21 protein-coding genes are annotated in these 17,164 nt (G+C 55.1%); 20 read left to right on the plus strand and 1 reads right to left on the minus strand.

The window, feature by feature from the left end:
- The first annotated feature begins 140 nt into the window (after nucleotides 1–140).
- The 8 genes from G491_RS31475 to G491_RS0118695 all read left to right on the plus strand — a co-directional run bounded on the left by G491_RS31475 (nucleotide 141) and on the right by G491_RS0118695 (nucleotide 6,696).
- A complete protein-coding gene (locus tag G491_RS31475; RefSeq protein WP_015947016.1) occupies nucleotides 141–533 on the plus strand; it encodes a DNA-binding transcriptional response regulator in 393 nt (130 codons plus the stop codon).
- Nucleotides 533–2,314, plus strand: a complete 1,782-nt coding sequence (locus G491_RS31480) for a sensor histidine kinase (protein WP_035219448.1) — start codon at nucleotides 533–535, stop codon at nucleotides 2,312–2,314. Before G491_RS31475 ends, G491_RS31480 begins: the two co-directional genes overlap by 1 nt.
- Nucleotides 2,315–2,326: 12 nt before the next feature.
- Nucleotides 2,327–2,761 (plus strand): response regulator, encoded by a 435-nt coding sequence (locus tag G491_RS0118670; RefSeq protein WP_015947018.1) that lies wholly within the window; start codon nucleotides 2,327–2,329, stop codon nucleotides 2,759–2,761.
- Nucleotides 2,762–2,779: 18 nt separating this feature from the next.
- Nucleotides 2,780–3,220, plus strand: coding sequence for a response regulator (locus G491_RS0118675; RefSeq protein WP_015947019.1), 441 nt, complete (start codon nucleotides 2,780–2,782; stop codon nucleotides 3,218–3,220).
- Complete coding sequence (locus G491_RS0118680) at nucleotides 3,217–4,800, plus strand: SLC13 family permease (RefSeq protein ID WP_028315662.1); 1,584 nt, start codon at nucleotides 3,217–3,219, stop codon at nucleotides 4,798–4,800. Before G491_RS0118675 ends, G491_RS0118680 begins: the two co-directional genes overlap by 4 nt.
- Nucleotides 4,801–4,881: 81 nt before the next feature.
- Nucleotides 4,882–5,052: a hypothetical protein gene (locus tag G491_RS35570; RefSeq protein WP_157468398.1), complete on the plus strand. Its 171-nt coding sequence runs from the start codon at nucleotides 4,882–4,884 to the stop codon at nucleotides 5,050–5,052.
- A complete protein-coding gene (locus G491_RS0118690; RefSeq protein ID WP_028315663.1) occupies nucleotides 5,049–6,290 on the plus strand; it encodes a sensor histidine kinase in 1,242 nt (413 codons plus the stop codon). The genes G491_RS35570 and G491_RS0118690 overlap by 4 nt, the downstream gene beginning before the upstream one ends.
- On the plus strand, nucleotides 6,253–6,696 hold the full coding sequence (locus G491_RS0118695; protein WP_015947023.1) for a response regulator: 444 nt from the start codon (nucleotides 6,253–6,255) through the stop codon (nucleotides 6,694–6,696). The genes G491_RS0118690 and G491_RS0118695 overlap by 38 nt, the downstream gene beginning before the upstream one ends.
- Here G491_RS0118695 and G491_RS31485 read toward each other — a convergent pair.
- Complete coding sequence (locus tag G491_RS31485) at nucleotides 6,688–7,437, minus strand: GGDEF domain-containing protein (RefSeq protein WP_051327372.1); 750 nt, start codon at nucleotides 7,435–7,437, stop codon at nucleotides 6,688–6,690. The two genes, G491_RS0118695 and G491_RS31485, sit on opposite strands and share 9 nt — an antisense overlap.
- A 396-nt stretch (nucleotides 7,438–7,833) precedes the next feature.
- Here G491_RS31485 and G491_RS34195 point away from each other — a divergent pair, with 396 nt between their 5' ends.
- The 12 genes from G491_RS34195 to G491_RS34205 all read left to right on the plus strand — a co-directional run bounded on the left by G491_RS34195 (nucleotide 7,834) and on the right by G491_RS34205 (nucleotide 16,922).
- Nucleotides 7,834–8,328, plus strand: coding sequence for a MarR family winged helix-turn-helix transcriptional regulator (locus G491_RS34195; protein WP_051327373.1), 495 nt, complete (start codon nucleotides 7,834–7,836; stop codon nucleotides 8,326–8,328).
- A gap of 17 nt (nucleotides 8,329–8,345) precedes the next feature.
- Nucleotides 8,346–9,584 (plus strand): multidrug effflux MFS transporter, encoded by a 1,239-nt coding sequence (locus tag G491_RS31495; RefSeq protein ID WP_051327374.1) that lies wholly within the window; start codon nucleotides 8,346–8,348, stop codon nucleotides 9,582–9,584.
- Nucleotides 9,585–9,709: 125 nt separating this feature from the next.
- Nucleotides 9,710–11,092, plus strand: a complete 1,383-nt coding sequence (locus tag G491_RS0118715) for a sigma-54 interaction domain-containing protein (protein ID WP_028315664.1) — start codon at nucleotides 9,710–9,712, stop codon at nucleotides 11,090–11,092.
- A gap of 195 nt (nucleotides 11,093–11,287) precedes the next feature.
- Nucleotides 11,288–11,869: a NifB/NifX family molybdenum-iron cluster-binding protein gene (locus G491_RS34200; RefSeq protein ID WP_051327375.1), complete on the plus strand. Its 582-nt coding sequence runs from the start codon at nucleotides 11,288–11,290 to the stop codon at nucleotides 11,867–11,869.
- 15 nt (nucleotides 11,870–11,884) lie between these two features.
- Nucleotides 11,885–12,178: a DUF5320 domain-containing protein gene (locus G491_RS31505; RefSeq protein ID WP_035219451.1), complete on the plus strand. Its 294-nt coding sequence runs from the start codon at nucleotides 11,885–11,887 to the stop codon at nucleotides 12,176–12,178.
- 1 nt (nucleotide 12,179) lies between these two features.
- A complete protein-coding gene (locus G491_RS0118735; protein ID WP_028315665.1) occupies nucleotides 12,180–12,539 on the plus strand; it encodes a NifB/NifX family molybdenum-iron cluster-binding protein in 360 nt (119 codons plus the stop codon).
- Complete coding sequence (locus tag G491_RS0118740) at nucleotides 12,539–13,384, plus strand: ATP-binding protein (protein WP_028315666.1); 846 nt, start codon at nucleotides 12,539–12,541, stop codon at nucleotides 13,382–13,384. The genes G491_RS0118735 and G491_RS0118740 overlap by 1 nt, the downstream gene beginning before the upstream one ends.
- Nucleotides 13,377–14,273 carry an ATP-binding protein gene (locus G491_RS0118745; protein WP_028315667.1) on the plus strand — a complete coding sequence of 299 codons (897 nt, stop codon included), beginning with the start codon at nucleotides 13,377–13,379 and terminating at the stop codon, nucleotides 14,271–14,273. The genes G491_RS0118740 and G491_RS0118745 overlap by 8 nt, the downstream gene beginning before the upstream one ends.
- A 33-nt stretch (nucleotides 14,274–14,306) precedes the next feature.
- Nucleotides 14,307–14,669: a NifB/NifX family molybdenum-iron cluster-binding protein gene (locus tag G491_RS0118750; protein WP_015947033.1), complete on the plus strand. Its 363-nt coding sequence runs from the start codon at nucleotides 14,307–14,309 to the stop codon at nucleotides 14,667–14,669.
- A gap of 109 nt (nucleotides 14,670–14,778) precedes the next feature.
- Nucleotides 14,779–15,144, plus strand: a complete 366-nt coding sequence (locus G491_RS0118755) for a CGGC domain-containing protein (RefSeq protein WP_015947034.1) — start codon at nucleotides 14,779–14,781, stop codon at nucleotides 15,142–15,144.
- Between the two features lie 130 nt (nucleotides 15,145–15,274).
- Nucleotides 15,275–15,727 (plus strand): iron-sulfur cluster assembly scaffold protein, encoded by a 453-nt coding sequence (locus tag G491_RS0118760; RefSeq protein WP_136360610.1) that lies wholly within the window; start codon nucleotides 15,275–15,277, stop codon nucleotides 15,725–15,727.
- A gap of 4 nt (nucleotides 15,728–15,731) precedes the next feature.
- Nucleotides 15,732–16,922, plus strand: coding sequence for a two-component system sensor histidine kinase NtrB (locus tag G491_RS34205; RefSeq protein WP_028315668.1), 1,191 nt, complete (start codon nucleotides 15,732–15,734; stop codon nucleotides 16,920–16,922).
- Nucleotides 16,923–17,164 lie beyond the last annotated feature (242 nt).

Genomic DNA, 17,164 nt, shown 5'->3' on the forward strand with positions numbered 1-17,164 from the left:
AAAGTCTTCCTCCGCCCCTTGGGGGCATCCATCCTTTTTTACGTTATTTCAATTGGTTAATTATATATAAGACGGTCTTTAATTCTGGTACGCCTGTTGCGAACACCCTTAATAGCTTAGGCTGTTAAAGGAGAATAGGCATGCTTGGACCAGGAATTACAATTTGCGTCGCCGACCCAAACCCCAGGGTGAGGGAATTGCTTCGAAGGGAGTTTTCCTCCCTTGGCTGCATGGTGGAGATGGCAGGCGCCGCTCAGGAGGTGGTGGACAAATGTCTGTCGGCCCATCCTCCTGACCTGCTGGTGCTGGATCCGGAGATATCCCGCGCGGATTCCTCTCCGATCCTTTCCCGCATTTCCATGTTCATGCCCGGATTGCCTGTGGTGCTTCACGCCTTTCCCGGTGAGGCCCTTAATCATCCGGCCGCGCATAAAGCCGCAGCTATTTTGGAAAAGGGGGAAAGCACGCATCGACTACGCGACGTGGTTTCCCGAATTTTGAATGAACGCAGCGCTGCCTCCGGGGCGAGTTAATGGAAAAAGAAAGACATTACAGCGGTATTAAAAGGCGTCTGATGTTTCTCATCGTGTTGATTTCATTAGCGCCTTTGGCCCTCATAGCCATCGTAAACGGCTACCAGTTCAAACATGCGTATGAGTCCAAGGTGTTGGAGCACCTGGAACAGGTCGTTAAAAAACATAAGCAGAACATAGACACCTTCCTGAACGAAAACCTGGCCGATCTGCGGGTGATCGCCAACACCTATCCCTACGAACAATTTAAGGACGAAGCCTTCCTTTCGGAGCTTTTGCGCAATCTTCAGGCGGAGCATGGCGGAATGGTCGTTGATATGGGCCTGGTGGATGACCAAGGGGTCCAGGCGGCGTATTCGGGGCCGTTTAAATTGGGCAAGGCCGTGTATGCCGACGCGACATGGTTCAAGGAAGCCATGGGCAGCCAGAACTACATCAGCGACGTGTTCATGGGTCTTCGGGGATTGCCCCATTTTATCGTTGCCACCAAAATTTCCGCCGATGGCAGGGAGTGGCTTCTGCGATGCACCATTGACTTCATGGGCTTCAACAGGCTGGTGGAAAACATACGGATCGGCGAAACAGGCCTGGCCTTTATCATAAACAGGCAGGGCGCTTTTCAGACAAAGCCGGGAATCCAATTGGACGCCCACGTGGAATCCCTTCGAGATCTGGTGTGGGGCAAGCATTCGGCGGTCCCGGAGCCGAACCATAGCCATGTAAACAATTGGCCGGGGCCCCAATACAAAGATTTTGCGACCGCCATGCCGGTCCGCGCCATAGTAGCAGACGATCCTCAAAGGCCCGGATCAACTTCCATCTATGTCATGACTCAGCTTAAGCAGGGGCAGTGGGCCCTGATTTACCGGCAAGACACCCACGACGCGTTCAGCGCCTGGTACAAAACCCGGAACGCGGCGATCATCATTTTTATCGCGGGCGGCTTGTCCATTTTTTTTACGGCCTTTCTTGTTTCGGCGAAAACGGTCAAGCGTCTGGAAATGGCGGACCGCGAAAAGGAAATGATGAACGAGAAGGTCATTGAGGCGGGCAAGCTCGCCTCCCTGGGAGAGCTGGCCGCCGGCATCGCCCACGAGATCAACAACCCCGTCGCCATCATGGTGGAGGAGTCCGGATGGATTGGAGATCTGCTGGAGGAAGACGAGTTCGGGGATACGGAGAATGTCGCGGAAATCAGCAGATCGGTCGCCCAGATCAAGACCCAGGGAGATCGGTGCAAGGAAATCACGCACAAGCTTCTGAGTTTCGCCAGAAGGACGGACCCCAGGCAGCAGGAAGTAAACATGAACGAGCTGATCGGGGAAGTGGTGGATCTGAGCAGCCAGAGGGCCAAGTACGCCAATGTCAAAGTGCATCAGGTTTTGGACGACAATCTGAACCTTATCCAGGCTTCGCCGTCGGAACTGCAGCAGGTTTTGCTTAATTTAATCAATAACGCCATAGACGCCATTGATCACAAACAGGGAGGAGAAGTGACCATCTCAACGGAGAACGGCGACGGCGTGGTGAATATTCATGTGGCGGATACGGGTCAGGGCATTCCTGACGCGGTCCTTAAAAGAGTTTTTGATCCGTTTTTTACCACCAAACCCGTGGGAAAGGGCACGGGACTCGGCCTCTCCATCTGCTACGGCATTATCGAGAAGATGGGGGGCAAAATTTCAGTAAATAGTTCGGTTGGGGTGGGCGCCACCTTTCACATCAGCCTGCCGGCCTCTCGAGGCGAAAAAAACGGCGGGAACGCGGAACCAGTAAGTTAACAGGAGGAGAACATGTCTGATATCAAAGTGATGCTCGTGGATGACGAGCAATCTTTTGTAGAAGCAATGGCCAAAAGGCTGACCAAACGCAACCTTGAAGTCGTCCAGGCTTTTTCCGGGGAGGAAGGCCTTGAAAAACTGAAAGAGGTCTTTGGCGTGGATGTTGTTGTGTTGGATGTCAAAATGCCCGGGATGGACGGCATTCAAACCCTGCAGGAAATCCGCAAACGCTATCCTTTAGTGGAAGTGATCATGCTTACCGGCCATGCCACGGTGCAAAGCGCCATCGATGGGATGAAACAAGGGGCTTTCGACTACCTGATGAAGCCATGCGACATGGATGACCTTCTGGGCAAAGTGCGGGAGGCCAAAGCAAAGAAGGAAAATCATGAACACAAAATCGCCCAGGCACGGGCTATGAACATCGCGAACAGGCGAGGAGATTAGGGATAGAAAGGCCGCGTCATGAATGAAAACAGACCTGAAAAATCTCCGCTCCGGGTCTTGCTTGTGGATGACGAGCAAGGATACCTGCATGTGTTGGAAAAACGGATGGAACGCAGAGGCATAGAAGTCACGACTGCCGCCACCGGTACAGACGCTGTGGGGATATTGCGAGGGACGGATTTTGACGCGGCTGTGGTGGACTTGAAAATGGAAGACATGGACGGCATAGAAGTCCTGAATATTTTTAAAAAAATGGTCCCTGAGATGCCAGTAATCATCCTCACGGGGCACGGATCTGAAAAGGCTGCCAGGCAGGGCATGGCCCAGGGAGCATTCGACTATCTCACCAAGCCCTGTGACCTGGAGGACCTCTTGGAAAAGATTTTTCAGGCTTGCCAGTCCCAGGGAAAGGACTGCGCTCAAAGGGCTTTTTTGGCGCCTGGAAAGGACGAGTCATGATTTTCAAAAATAAGTATTTTCAATTGTGCCTGGCGCTTGGGTTGGGGATTATCGTCCTCTTATTGCCCAGACCGGAAGGCACGACTTTTAAAGTTATCGGCGATTTTGACCGCCTGGTGCTTGAGCAGGCGGCCGGCGACTTCGAACTGGTTTCGGAAAACGCAAAGGAGCATTCCTACAACATCAAGGTGGTCGACGCCGAAAAGGTCGGTCCGGAAATTGGCGATTACCTGAGGGACATTGCCGCCAATACAAAGGGGGACGGGCCCATCACCGTGGACTATGTGGATGGGTTGGATCCCAAGGGAAAACGGTTTCTGGCCATATTGGGAGTTTTGATATTCCTGTTTGTCATGGAACCCATACCCTTGGAAATCACGGCCATCGGCATCGGCGTTTCGCTTGTTCTTCTGGGAGTGGCGGACGTCAAAGACGCCTGGGCGCCGTATATGCACCCCGTGGTTGTCTTTATCATGTGCTGCCTCATATTCGCCATTGCCCTGGATAAGGCGGGGCTCACAAAGAGGTTAGGCTATTTTGTTGTGAAAATGGCTGGAACCAGCGTGGTGAAGTTCACCTTTATCATTTCCATTGGACTGGGAATAGCCTCTTCCTTTATGCACGACGCGGCGGCCGTGGCCGTGGGCATCGTCACCATGCTGCCTTTGATGAAAGCGGCCGGAATTCAGCCCCATTCCAAGACGGCCAAATTCATGATGCTTTCCCTGCCCTTTGCCTGTTCCTGCGGCGGCATGGGGTCGCTCATCGGCGGGGGGCGCTGCATGGTGGCGGCGGCGTTCTTAAAGGAATTCACAGGCATAGAAATCAGCTTTCTTGACTGGATCATTTACTGCATGCCCGCAGCCATAATTACAGTTCCTGCGGCTGTAATGGTTGTGTACATGGTGTACCGCCCCAACCCGAAATACCAGTTGCCCCAGTTCGACGAGTCTCTGGGTCCCTGGAGCGGCAGAGAAAAAATCACCCTGATAATCATTGGCCTTGCATTCATGGCGTGGCTCACCAAGGGACTGCACGGAATGGACTACTCCGTTACCGGTATGATCGCCGTGGGAGCATTGGTCCTGATGGATATTCTGCATTGGGACGACATTCATGAGCACCTGGAATGGGGAACCGCCTTATTCATCTTCGGCGGCGGAATCTCCCTGGGGCTGGGCATGGGTTACTCAGGCGCGGCGGCCTATTTCGCCAACCTGTTCTTCCCCTATGTGCAGGGAGGGGGCTGGCTGCTGCTGTTCATTGGCGTGGGCGTCTTCGGCGCTCTGGTAACCAACGCCATGGCCAACGTGGCCGCGGCCGCGTTGATCCTGCCCATCGTGATTCCCATGGCTCAGTTGGAAGGCGTGGACCCGCGGATCATGGCCCTGTGTTTGGGAACGGCCACCTCCTTCGCCATGCTGCTGGTGATCGGGTGTCCTCCCAACGCCATTGCCTACAGCTACAAATATTTTAAGGCATCGGACCTTACCAAGGTCGGCGCGGTGGCCACGCCGATCCTCCTGTCGATCCTGGTGCTGGTGGCTGCAGTCTGGTGGCATATTCTGGGTCTTACGTAAACCCGGATGGCGCCGGACGGCTTAAGTTTTGGATGAATTCGGGAAGCAGCATGGCTGAAAAGCCGGAAAGGAGCTTGGAAAATGCATAAGATTATCGTAACTTCCAGCAAACCTGACAAAGAAGGCAAAGCTATAGCAGCCATGCTGCATGTCCTGTTTCCTGAATGCGAGATCCGGATCACGGGCCTCCACAGCGAATCCCGGACAAAATCCGCAGCAACCGCTCAACATGGGGAATTTGATCAATCGTGAGCACCGAAAAGGCCGTTAAAGTATTATTAGTGGATGACGAGGAAGCCTTCCGGCAGGCTTTGGCCAAGAGGCTGGAGCGCCGCCGCATAGAAGTTTTCCAGGCTGCCGACGGAAACAGCGCCCTGGAAGCGCTCAAGGCCTTCCCCGCCAATGTGGTGGTCATGGACGTCAAAATGCCCGGCATGGACGGATTGGAAACCATGGCCTGCATTAAGCGCGACTTTCCTGATACGGAGGTTATCCTTCTGACAGGCCACGCCGCGGTGGAGGACGGCATTGCCGGCATTCGGGCCGGGGCGTTTGACTATCTTCGAAAACCGGTGGAAACGGAGAACCTGCTCAATAAAATCCGCCAGGCCTACGACAAGAGCCGACACCAGCACGACCTCGCCAAGGAAGCGGAGTTGCGGGAAGCCCTGGAAAAGCAAATGGCCACGGCGGAAAGGCTGGCTTCTTTGGGAACTCTTGCAGCCGGCGTGGCTCACGAAATCAACAACCCCCTGGCGATAATCTCTGAAGCCGCCGGGTACTTGCAACTGCTCCTGGAAAAGGACGAATGCAAGGAAATGCCTTTTCATGACCGGTTCGAGAAGGCTATAGGAAAGATAGAAAAAAGCGTGCAAAGGGCCCGGCGCACAACCATGCAGCTTCTGGGTTTTGCCGGGCAGCCGGATGCGGTATACCGGGAAATCGAGCTTGACGATCTTGTGGAGGAAGTCATCCTGCTGGCGGCCGGCCAGGCCTCGGCGGCCGGCGTGACCGTCATAAAGGAAGAGAGCCCCTGCTCAGCAGCCTTGTGGACGGATCCGCACAGGTTGAGGCAAGTGCTCATCAACCTGGTTTCCAATGGCATCGCAGCCTGCGACCGGGGCGGCCGGGTGTCCCTGGGTTACCACTCGTCCGACGATTGGGCGACCATCCAGGTTTCGGACACGGGCCATGGAATCCCCAAAGAAAACCTGGAGCGGATTTTCGAACCTTTTTTTACCACCAAACCTCCCGGAAAGGGCACCGGGCTCGGCCTTTTTGTAAGCCTGGACATCATCAAACGCCTGGGAGGCGACATGCAAGTGAAAAGCAAAGTGGGCAAGGGAACCATTTTTCAGGTAAACGTGCCTCGCCTGAGCAAAACCTGCCCCGAAGTTTGCAACGACATCGACTGGCGGGACAAAGCCAGAGAACTGGAAAGGAGAGACAGCCATGGTGCGGGTGCCCATCAACATACTCGTCGTGGATGACGAAGAAGATTTTGTGGAAATGTTTTCCCTGCGGCTGGAAGAAATGGGGGAAATCGTCAAAGGCGTGAACAGCGGCCAGGAGTGCCTGGATGTCCTTGAATCAACGGACGTGGACGTGGTTATCCTGGATATCAAAATGCCCGGCATGGACGGGATCGAAACCCTGCGGGAAATCAAACGCAGGAGGCCCATCACCGAGGTGATTTTGCTGACCGGCCACGGCACGACAGACACCGCCGTGGAAGGCATGAAGCTGGGCGCCTTCGACTACCTGAACAAGCCTGCGGATTTCAAGGACCTCATGGAAAAACTCGAGGGCGCCAGAAAACGCAAGGCGGAACAGGAGGAAAGAATACGCAAAGCGGAATCCCGCTCGCTCATGCGCAGATCAGGCAATTTATTCTAAATCAAAACAAACCACCTGATTGCGCCCCTTCTGTTTAGCCATATATAGACGCCGGTCAGCCAAGGCAACGAGGCTGCCGGCGTCATTAGGCCCGTCTTCCGCTTCATGAAGCCTTGCTGCGCCTGCACTCACGGTTACAGGGATGCAACGCCCCTTATGGTTTAAGGGTTCGTCGGCGACGGACGCGCGCAAGCGTTCCAGAATATCGCATGCGTCTTCCAACTCCGTGCCGGGCATGACGGCGAGAATCTCCTCGCCTCCATACCGTATGAGAATGTCTTCCGCACGCAGGCACTCCCGAAAAATTCGGCAGACATGCCTGAGCACCCGGTCTCCGGCCTGGTGGCCGTAAGTGTCGTTGACCGCCTTAAAATGATCCAAATCCAGCATGGCCGCACATAAGGGAGAACCTCGCCTTTGGGAGCGGGAAATTTCTTCGTTCAGACGCGTCTTGCCCACCCTCCGGTTATACAGGCCCGTCAACTCATCGTAAGCGGCCAGCATGCGCATGCGATGAAACAGGGACAGATTCTCCGAAGCCGTCATGAAATTCTTCTTCGCCATTGCCATGGCCTCATCGCTTAAAGGACGGCCGTCCGTGGGAGTCCAGGTCATGACAAGCACCCCTTTTTCCCCGTCGGAGCGCTGCATATTCACAAACAGCACTTTCTCGCGCTCCAAAGTTTTAGCCAGGCCGTCCTGGCTTATCTGAAAAGGCAATAGATTGATTTTGGGCATCATCGTTGCGTCGCTCCTGTTCATCAAATTACTCTTCCGGCCAAAAACCCGCATCCCCGGCATAGACAAATAAAGCAAACCAGGCGCCAAAATTCACCGCCGAAAGCCAGAGTAGCAAAATCGCAGCTAAAAACATATAACATCTTGAATTATTAGGATCATTACGTGACAAGTATTCGCATAGAATTTATCCGTGATAAGAGGTTTCCCATCGCGCCTCGCGAAAAGCCTTGGCAATGCGAAAAAAAATTCGACACCAAAAATTATTGATCCGGATGCACGCCCGCCCGGGTTAAAAACATCCCATGTATATGTTGACAAGCCGGCTTGGCGGGGTTATATATGCATATGTGCATATGTGCATATATTGCATGAATGCATATTTCAAGGAACGGCCTAATGACGACTGCAAATGAATGGAACGGCGATAAAAGCAGGGAACTCTCCATCATCCTGGAAAGGATGCACGGCTTGGCGGCCACCCGTCTTTTCCACAGCATGGCCCGCACCATGCACGCTTTTGACCTTTCCTACAGCCAGATGAACGCGCTTTTCAGGATATTCGGCTTCGGTCCGCAAAGCATAGCCTCCCTTGCCGAAGGGGTTCATCTCAGCCATGCGGCGGCCAGCCGGATGGTGGACAAGTTGGTGCGCCAGGGACTGGTGGAAAGAAAAGCAAACCCGGACTGCCGGCGTAAAAAGGACGTCATACTCTCCCCCGCCGGGCTGGAAATTGTGGAAAGCGTCCAGGCCATCACGGCCGGCGCTTATGAGGACTTCATGGCCGGCGTTCCCGAAAATCTGCTCCTGGACCTCCTGGACCTTCTTAGGAAAATAAAACCCCACTTGCCGGAATTTCTTCCCGGTCTGCGCTTTCCGGAGCGTCAACCTTAATTTTTCAGGATTATTTGATGTTAGTTCGACCCATAAAACCCCAAAGCCTGCTATACACAGGCATGCTCGCAGGGCTGGCTTCGCTGCCGCCTTTATCCATTGACATGAATCTCCCGGCCATCCCAGCCATTGAAGCCTCCCTGGGAATAGCCTCAGGCCAGGGCGCCTTGACCTTCAGCCTGTTTTTGCTGGGATTCGCCGTCGCTCCCATAGTGGGGGGGCCGGCGGCGGACCGGTTCGGGCGCAGGCCCACGTTGCTGCTGTCCCTGCTGTTTACGTCCATAGCCGCTTTTTCGTGCATGATCGCCCCCTCTTTCCGGACCTTGTTGATTTTTAGGCTGATCCAGGGAATCGCCAGCGGAATATGCATTTTGCTGCCCCTGGCCATTGTCAGGGATACGCTGAGCGAAGCCGAGGCGCCCAGGCTGCTTTCCCGGATCATGCTTGTTGTGGCTGTCGCCCCGCTCGTCGCCCCTATCATCGGCGCCTGGGTGCTCAGTTGGTCGGACTGGAGAACCATTCACGCCGTGCAAGGCGGACTAAGTACATTGTTACTCTTGCTGACGGCCATGGGTTTTGAGGAAACCCTGGAGGAAGACAGAAGGATCCCTTTGAGCATGAAGCAGATTGGAAGCGCCTATGCTGAAATTGCAACGAGTAAGACCTTTCTGGGCTTTTCCTTTTTAATGGCCTTCACTTTCGGGTGCATGTTCTCCTATATTTCCGGGTCGCCCGGATTGCTCCAGGTGCAGCTTGGTTTGTCCGAAAACCTGTACTCCCTGGTTTTTGCCTTCACTTCCTTTGGGCTCATGTGCGGTTCCTACATCAGCTACCGATTGGGAAAACGCGAGGTTCCCGCCCGGACCATAATCAACCGGGGCCTGGCGTGCATGGTTGTTGCGGTTGCGGCGGCTCTGGTCCTGGTATTGAACGGATTCGTCCACTTGGAAACCATGGCGCCGGCCCTGTTTCTGATCATGATGTGCGCCGGAACCATCCAGCCCAATTGCATGGCCGAAGCCGTGGCGCCCCTGCCCCACATCGCGGGGACGGCCTCCGGCGCCTTGAACTCGCTGCAGATGTTCATTGGTTCGGCGGCCAGCGCATTTGTCACCTTTCTGACCGGGTATTCTACTCCCGCCTTGGCTATGATGATTTCCATGGCGTGCTCCATAGCGCTGGCTTTCGCCATCTATCACGGACTCAGGACGGGCCGGTTTCCGGGTAAACCGGAAATGAACCCTGAAACCGACTGATCGCCGGGCGTTGCACGAAAAACTAATTGGACCGACATTGCCGAACGGGATAATAGGTGTTATTGTAAGTCAGGTCTTTTGAATTTGATATTTTTATAAAAAATTTCAAATAATAGGAAGCAGGCTTGACTGAACAAGACAAAAACACCGCCCCTCTGTTGGACAGAACGGACACTATCCTGGAAAGCATCTCCGACGGCGTGTTCACCGTGGATCACGATTGGAGAATCACCTCCTTTAACCGGGCCGCCGAGGACATCACCGGGGTCAACCGCCAGGAAGCCATCGGCCGTCTGTGCTGGGAGGTTTTTCGCGCCAGCATGTGTGAAAGCGCCTGCGCCCTGCGCCATACCATGGACACCGGCGAGAAAATCATCAATAAATCCGCCTATATTCTAAACGCCGACGGCGGCCGGACCCCCATCAGCGTTTCCACGGCTATTTTGCGGGACGAAGAAGGCAATGTGGCCGGAGGCGTGGAAACATTCCGGGATCTCAGCGTGGTGGAAGGGCTTCGCAAGGAATTGGAGGGGCGCTTTCAGGTGGGCGATATGGTCAGCCGAAGCGATTCCATGCGCCATATTCTGGACATACTCCCCCAGGTGGCGGCCAGCGACAGCACCCTGCTCATCCAGGGAGAGACGGGCACCGGCAAGGAAATGCTGGCGCACGCCGTGCATAACCTGGGGCCCCGCAAAGACGCCCCGTTCATCGCGGTCAATTGCGGCGCCCTGCCCGACACCCTGCTGGAGTCTGAGTTGTTCGGATACAAGGCCGGCGCTTTTACAGGCGCGGAAAAGGACAAACCCGGACGCTTCGCCCTGGCCGAGGACGGCACCCTGTTTTTGGATGAAATCGGAGACATCAGCCCCGCCCTCCAGGTGCGCCTGCTCCGGGTCCTGCAGGAAAAAACCTACGAACCCCTGGGCGGAACCCAGTCTCTAAAAACCAACGCCCGCATTCTGGCCGCAACCAACCAGGACCTGGCCAGTCTGGTAAAAAAGGGAAAATTCCGCCAGGATCTGTACTACCGCATCAACGTGGTGGCAGTGGAACTCCCGCCCCTCAGGGAGCGAAAGGCCGACATCCCCCTTTTGGTGGACCGCTTCGTGGCCAAATTCAACAGGATGCAAAACAAGTACCTTATCGGAATCACCCCGGAGGTGCTTTCCGCTTTTATGGCCCACGACTTCCCCGGAAACATCCGGGAATTGGAAAATCTCATCGAACACGCATTCGTCCTCTGCCAAGAAGGGGCCATAGAAATACAGCATCTGCCGGAGCATTTCCGCTCAAGCGCCATGGAACATCACGGCGATGCGGATCTCTCCGGAACCCTCCGGGCCGTGGAAGCCCAGGCCATTCAGGACGCCCTGAAACGCAATAATTACAACCGCCTGGCCGCAGCACAGGACCTGGGCATGCACAAGACCACCCTATTCCGAAAAATCAAGGCTCTGGGCATTCCCCTGCCCGCCAGAGACGGCCGGCGCCGCACTTCCAAATAGCGCCGGCCATACAGTAGCACTTCTGCAACAAAGCCCAAAAACAGAGTAGCATATCAGCTACTAAATGCCATTGAAACATTTCCGCATATCTAAAACCAACCAACTGTATTTATTATCTATAAATGAGAATAACGGCCATTGAAACTTTCTTGGCACAGGCCTTGCTTTAATAGGGCGGCAGAGCGAGGTGAACCAATGAGAATTGCCCTTTCAATTTGGAACAACAGGATATCCCCGGTATTTGACGTAGCCCGTCAAGTGCTGGTCCTGGACGTGGAGCAGGGAGAGGTGGTGGAAAGCCGCCTTGAAAACCTGCCGGATATTCCTGGCCAAAGACTGGCCGCCTTGCAGAACTTGCAGGTCAGGGGGCTTGTTTGCGGAGCCATATCCGAGCCCCTTGCCGCCCGCGCCTTATCGGTGGGGATAGAAGTGATGCCCTTTGTAGCCGGAGACGTGGATGAGATTGTAAACGCCTGTGTATCAGGCGCCCTGGATAATCCCTGCTTCGCCATGCCCGGATGCCAGGGGCTGCACAGGTACTATGCCCGGGCCTGCACATGCGGTCCGTGCGAAAGGAGAGGTTCCATGCCCAACCAGAACGGAACCGGGCCGCGGGGAAAAGGCCGCGGACAGGGCGGAGGACAAGGACAAGGACAAGGGCGCCGCAGGAATATAAATTCCAACACTGGAAAGCAGGACGGAACAGGCCGGGGGAGAGGTAAAGGCTCCGGCCAGGGAAACGCATCCAATAAAGGCCGCGGCAAAGGCGGCGTGTGAAAGGAGGTGAAAGCTATGCCAGGAGGAGATGGAACAGGCCCGTTGGGTAACGGCCCGTTGACTGGACGCGGAGCTGGTTTTTGCGGCCGGGGCGTCAGAGGCGCCGGACGCGGTCTCGGCATGGGCCGGGGCTTAGGCTATGGAATGGGCGCCGGACGGGGATTCGGGAATCGCGGGGTTGCGCAAGCAGGCCCTGTGAACGCGGATTATGTGGAGTCCGGAGACCAAGAAGAGCTGGAATCCTTGAGGTCCGAAGTTAAAGCCCTTAAGGAGGCCGTAAACCAACTAACCAAGAAAGAGACCGAATAAGATGTTGATATGCATTTCAAGTCAAGGCCCGGACCTTGACAGCCAAGTGGACCCCAGGTTCGGCCGGGCCGCTCAGTTTATCATTGTGGACACGGAAACCGGAGAGGCTAAAGCCGTAGATAACAATCAAAACCTGCAGGCGGCTCAGGGCGCCGGCATCCAGGCCGGCATGACGGTAGCCAATACAGGCGCCAAGGCTTTGCTGACAGGCCATTGCGGCCCCAAAGCCTATGTAACGCTCAACAAGGCGGGGATTGAAGTTTATACGGGGTGCAACGGAACCGTGGCCCAGGCCATTGAAGACTTCAAAGCCGGCAAACTGCAGAAAGCTGCCGGCGCGGATGTGGAGGGACACTGGTAGTGCATATTGCAATCGCATCCGGCAAAGGAGGCACCGGCAAGACGACTGTCGCAGTAGCCCTGGCCAGGGTGATGGGGTCGTGCGTTCTGGTGGATTGCGACGTGGAAGCGCCCAATGCGCATCTGTTTCTCAATCCCGACGTCCAAAATACCCAGGACGCCTACGTCATGATCCCGGAAGTGGACGACGGCAAATGCACGGGCTGCGGAGAATGCTCCCGGGTTTGCCAGTTCAACGCCCTGGCCGTTTTGGGCAAAAGCGTCCTCGTCTTCAACGAGTTGTGCCATGGATGCGGAGGGTGCGTGCTCGCCTGTGAGCCAAAGGCCATTACCGAAGGCGGGCGCCTGATTGGAACCATGCAATGGGGCAAGGCGGGAAATTTGGATTTCTACGACGCCAAGCTCCGCATCGGTGAACCCATGAGCCCTCCGCTGATAAAAGCGTTGAAACGCCAGGCGGAGTGTTTGGAGGCGAAAAATACGATTCTCGACTGCCCTCCGGGAACCACCTGTCCCATGGTGGAAGCCGTGGGCGGGGCGGATTATTGCATCCTGGTGACCGAGCCTACGCCCTTCGGCCTGCACGACCTTAACATGGCGTACCAGGCCGTCCAGCAAATGGACATCCCCGCCGGCGTCATACTCAATCGGGCCGGCATGGGGGACGACTGCATCCAGGAATACTGCAAGGCCAACGGCATTCCCATTTTGCTGGAAATTCCCCATAGCCGGGAGATCGCCGAAGGCTACGCGGCTGGCAAGGACATTTTGTCGTCCATGCCTTCTTTGGAAGACGGGTTTAAAAAAGTAATCAATACAATTAGTGAAGGATTGAATAATGGCTGAAACCGGCAAGGCCAAGACCATAACCATTATCAGCGGCAAGGGCGGCACAGGCAAAACCTCGGTGACCGCGGCGTTTGCAAGCCTTGCCGCTCCGGTGGTTGTAGCGGATTGCGACGTGGACGCGGCCAACCTGCACCTTTTGCTTTCCCCTGAAGTGGAAAAATCCGTGGATTTTTACGCCATGCCCATCGCCAGGATCAATCAGGATCTGTGCGTAGGGTGCGGCCTGTGCAACGATTTGTGCCGATACGACGCTATCGTGATCCAGGACGACAATTACTCCGTGGATCCCCTGGCTTGCGAAGCCTGCCTGGTTTGCAAGGAACACTGCCCGGAACAGGCCATCTATACCGTGGAGCGTCAGGCCGGGTACTGGTTTTTGTCCCAGGCGAGGACGGGCCCTATGGTCCACGCCAGTCTGGGCATCGCCCAGGAAAACTCGGGCAAGCTGGTGACCGAAGTGCGAAAAGCCGCCGCCGACGTTGCGGAAGAGGAGAAGCTGGACCTGGTTCTGGTGGACGGACCTCCGGGCATCGGCTGCGCTGTCATGGCGTCTTTGACGGGAGCGGATTTGGTGATCGCCGTCACGGAAGCCACCCAGTCCGGCTTAAAAGATCTGATTAGAGTAAATGACTTATGCAATCACTTTAAGATTCCCATCCACATCATAGTCAATAAATGCGATTTGAATCCCGAAGTGACCCAAACGGTCAGAAAGTGGGCCCAGGAAGCCAAGGCGCCCATAATCGGCGAAATCCCCTATGATACGGATTTCACCAAGGCCATGATAGAGGCCAAAACCATTGTTGAATATAAGTCCAGCCGGATAGGCGATGAGTTGAAAAACATCTGGAACACGGTTCTGGAAACCATGAAGTCCATTGCCTGATCCCAAATATAAACCCAAGGAGGAACGACAGAAATGAAGATTGCCATACCATCGGCCCAGGGAAAACTTTGTATGCATTTTGGGCACTGCGAGGTCTTTGCCTTTGTGGAAGTAGACCCGGAAGCCAAGAAAATTTTGGGCACGGAATTCCTAACTCCGCCCCCTCATGAGCCCGGCGTGCTGCCCCCCTGGGTGGCCGAACACGGCGCCAAGCTGGTAATTGCCGGCGGCATGGGCGGAAGAGCCATCCAACTTTTTCAGCAGGCGGGCGTCCAGGTGATTACCGGCGCTCCGGCCGATGATCCCGAATCCGTGGTCCAGAGTTATCTTAACTCCGCTCTGATCACCGGGGATAATGCTTGCGGCCACGGGCCGGATCATGTGTGCGATCACTAAAAGATTGGCCTAAAGAGGGAAGATTCAACCCGACGGCTTAAAGGAAATTGGAAATGGATCCGCGATTGCTCTGCCTGCAACCCGGACAACCGCAAAGAAAGAGGAAACAATGGAAAAGGTTTTGATCATTGGCTGCCAAAAGGCCATGGATGATGTTTGCATTGCATGCAGCCGCTGTTTGGTAGGCTTCAACCGTAAGGCCGGAGAGTTTGAAAAGTACAAGGACCAGGACGTGGAATTGATCGGTTTACTGGGTTGCGGCGGCTGCCCGGGCGTCGCCATTGTCACCAGGATGGCTCAGTTCAAGCTGTGGAACGCCCCCATGGAAGAGAAGCCCACCAAGGTGCACATCGCACCCTGCATCGTGGATCACTGTCCGCATAAGGAAACCCTGATTGCAAAAATCAAGGCCAAAGCGGGCGTGGAGGTGATTGAAGGAACCCATCCGTTCAAACCGGATAACATATACGCCTAACGGCGTCAGCAGAATGCTTTAAGTTTTCGGGGAGCGGCCGGATCGCTTTTAACCACTTGTCTCCCGGCGATCATCCTGTCCAAGGCGAGGCCGCTCCCCGAGATAATTTTTTGCAGTTGCGTTGGGGGGTATGATGGATAAGCAAACCATCCCCGAAATGGACGAAGGCGGCTTTGATCCCGGCATTATGGAAACCGCCGGGTACTCAGCCACGGCTATAAAATTTTGTAATGAGCAGCCCAACCGGGGCGTTCTTTCGGACGCCGACCAGGTATCGGAAGTGGCGGGTCCATGCGGCGACAGCATAACGGTTTACCTTCGCATCCGCGAAGGTAAGGTGGACAGGGCCAAGGCCCTGGTATCGGGCTGCCCTGGAGCGGTGGCCTCGGCCATGGCGGCTATGGAGCTTGTCAAGGGAAAGACCCTCACAGAAGCGCTGGCCATTGAAGAAAAAGACATTGTAAGAATGCTGGAATACCTGCCGGACGAAAAGCAGGACTGCATCCAGCTAAGCGCCAAGGCATTGCACAAGGCCGTAGAGGAATACGTTGTCGCCGGGCCTTCGTTTAAAAAGCGGGAGTAAGGGAATGAAAACGTCACGCGGGGCTGCAAACGATTTAAGCCCGGAAGAAGATCCCGGTCCTTCACACAAAGAGAAGCTGGATTTTAAAAGGGCTCGGGAAATATGCAACAGCATATTCGAGGAGTTCGGCCAGGAAGAAGTTGTGGTGGTGGATGGATCGTTCCGCATTGTGGACGCCAGCAGCCTCCCTTTGGAAAAGTACGGGTTGACCAAAGGGCATGCCATTGGCAGAAGATGCCATGAAATCTTTCATCATCAAAAAACCTACAACGAGGACACGCGATACACCTGTCCTCTTGCTGAAGTCAAAAAGACCGGTAAGCCCCATCGTTGCGTGCATATTCATTTGGATAAAGAGGGCCGCAAGCTGATTCATTCCATTTCATCCTATCCTGTTTTCGAGGGGGAAGAGGTGGCCGGAATGGTGCAGTTCCTGCGGGACATCACCTGGGAAACCAATCTGCAAAAGCATTTTGGAGACCAGGAAAAGCTGGCGGCTATAGGCAGATTGGCCGCGGGAGTGGCCCATGAAATCAACAATCCCCTGACTACCATCCTGACCAGCGCCATGCTCATTCAGGAGGATATTCCGGCGGACAATCCCGAACATGAGGAACTGGCGCTCATTGCCAAGGAGGCGCTGCGGTGCCGCAACATCGTCAGCAACCTCCTGGATTTTGCGCGGCAGTCCGAGCCTTGCAAGTCGGATCAAGACGTGAACGACATTGTGGCTGAGGCGGCGGCCTTGGTCAGGAAGCCCGCGAACTTTAAAGACATCCGCCTGACATGCGATCTTCATGGGCGGGAAATCCAGGCGCATTGCGACAAAGCGCAGATCCTGCAATGCCTGGTCAATCTGGCGCTTAACGCAATTGACGCCACCGAGCCGGGCGGGACCATTACCTTTGAAACCAAACTCCTGCCCGAAGGAAACTGGATGGAAATATCGGTGGCGGACACAGGGCCGGGGCTGCCGGAAAACATCGTTGATAAAATATTTGAACCATTTTTCACCACCAAGCCCACGGGAACCGGGCTTGGCTTATCAATCACTCATGGATTCGTTCGACAGCATCGGGGATTCATCAGCGTGGAAAACCGGGCGGACATTGGCGCAGCTTTTACAATCCGCCTGCCCGTACGCGGCGCAAAGGCCCCGGTTGTCTCATTGAAAAAAATTTTAAGCGTACCGTAAATTGGAATTCCGACCTTGATAACGGGGAGGATCAAAAGCCCGGGCCGATAATCCGGCATGGCTTGTACGCGAGGGGTTCCGGGAGCCCGCAAGGGTTCCCGGGTTTTAAAAACGAAGCAAGTGCAAAAGGTGAAAAAGTAGAGAGGGAAAGGCCTTGGTTCAGGAGGCCTTTCCCCCATGCCTTTGCTCCAGTGGCCAGAAAAGGACAGGGCTGTAAGCGGCATTTGGAGACGTTGATGCCG

This window comes from Desulfatibacillum aliphaticivorans DSM 15576, from assembly GCF_000429905.1.
Lineage (GTDB): Bacteria > Desulfobacterota > Desulfobacteria > Desulfobacterales > Desulfatibacillaceae > Desulfatibacillum > Desulfatibacillum aliphaticivorans.

What these genes read in the sequence shown, in the direction of transcription:
- G491_RS34195 (WP_051327373.1), top strand. Translation starts at nt 7,834, where the DNA reads ATGACGACTGCAAATGAATGGAACGGCGATAAAAGCAGGGAACTCTCC.
- G491_RS0118695 (WP_015947023.1), top strand. Translation starts at nt 6,253, where the DNA reads ATGGTGCGGGTGCCCATCAACATACTCGTCGTGGATGACGAAGAAGAT.
- G491_RS0118750 (WP_015947033.1), top strand. Translation starts at nt 14,307, where the DNA reads ATGAAGATTGCCATACCATCGGCCCAGGGAAAACTTTGTATGCATTTT.
- G491_RS0118680 (WP_028315662.1), top strand. Translation starts at nt 3,217, where the DNA reads ATGATTTTCAAAAATAAGTATTTTCAATTGTGCCTGGCGCTTGGGTTG.
- G491_RS34200 (WP_051327375.1), top strand. Translation starts at nt 11,288, where the DNA reads ATGAGAATTGCCCTTTCAATTTGGAACAACAGGATATCCCCGGTATTT.
- G491_RS31480 (WP_035219448.1), top strand. Translation starts at nt 533, where the DNA reads ATGGAAAAAGAAAGACATTACAGCGGTATTAAAAGGCGTCTGATGTTT.
- G491_RS0118675 (WP_015947019.1), top strand. Translation starts at nt 2,780, where the DNA reads ATGAATGAAAACAGACCTGAAAAATCTCCGCTCCGGGTCTTGCTTGTG.
- G491_RS31495 (WP_051327374.1), top strand. Translation starts at nt 8,346, where the DNA reads ATGTTAGTTCGACCCATAAAACCCCAAAGCCTGCTATACACAGGCATG.
- G491_RS31475 (WP_015947016.1), top strand. Translation starts at nt 141, where the DNA reads ATGCTTGGACCAGGAATTACAATTTGCGTCGCCGACCCAAACCCCAGG.
- G491_RS31505 (WP_035219451.1), top strand. Translation starts at nt 11,885, where the DNA reads ATGCCAGGAGGAGATGGAACAGGCCCGTTGGGTAACGGCCCGTTGACT.
- G491_RS0118755 (WP_015947034.1), top strand. Translation starts at nt 14,779, where the DNA reads ATGGAAAAGGTTTTGATCATTGGCTGCCAAAAGGCCATGGATGATGTT.
- G491_RS0118760 (WP_136360610.1), top strand. Translation starts at nt 15,275, where the DNA reads ATGATGGATAAGCAAACCATCCCCGAAATGGACGAAGGCGGCTTTGAT.
- G491_RS35570 (WP_157468398.1), top strand. Translation starts at nt 4,882, where the DNA reads ATGCATAAGATTATCGTAACTTCCAGCAAACCTGACAAAGAAGGCAAA.
- G491_RS31485 (WP_051327372.1), bottom strand. Translation starts at nt 7,437, where the DNA reads ATGATGCCCAAAATCAATCTATTGCCTTTTCAGATAAGCCAGGACGGC.
- G491_RS0118735 (WP_028315665.1), top strand. Translation starts at nt 12,180, where the DNA reads ATGTTGATATGCATTTCAAGTCAAGGCCCGGACCTTGACAGCCAAGTG.
- G491_RS34205 (WP_028315668.1), top strand. Translation starts at nt 15,732, where the DNA reads ATGAAAACGTCACGCGGGGCTGCAAACGATTTAAGCCCGGAAGAAGAT.
- G491_RS0118670 (WP_015947018.1), top strand. Translation starts at nt 2,327, where the DNA reads ATGTCTGATATCAAAGTGATGCTCGTGGATGACGAGCAATCTTTTGTA.
- G491_RS0118745 (WP_028315667.1), top strand. Translation starts at nt 13,377, where the DNA reads ATGGCTGAAACCGGCAAGGCCAAGACCATAACCATTATCAGCGGCAAG.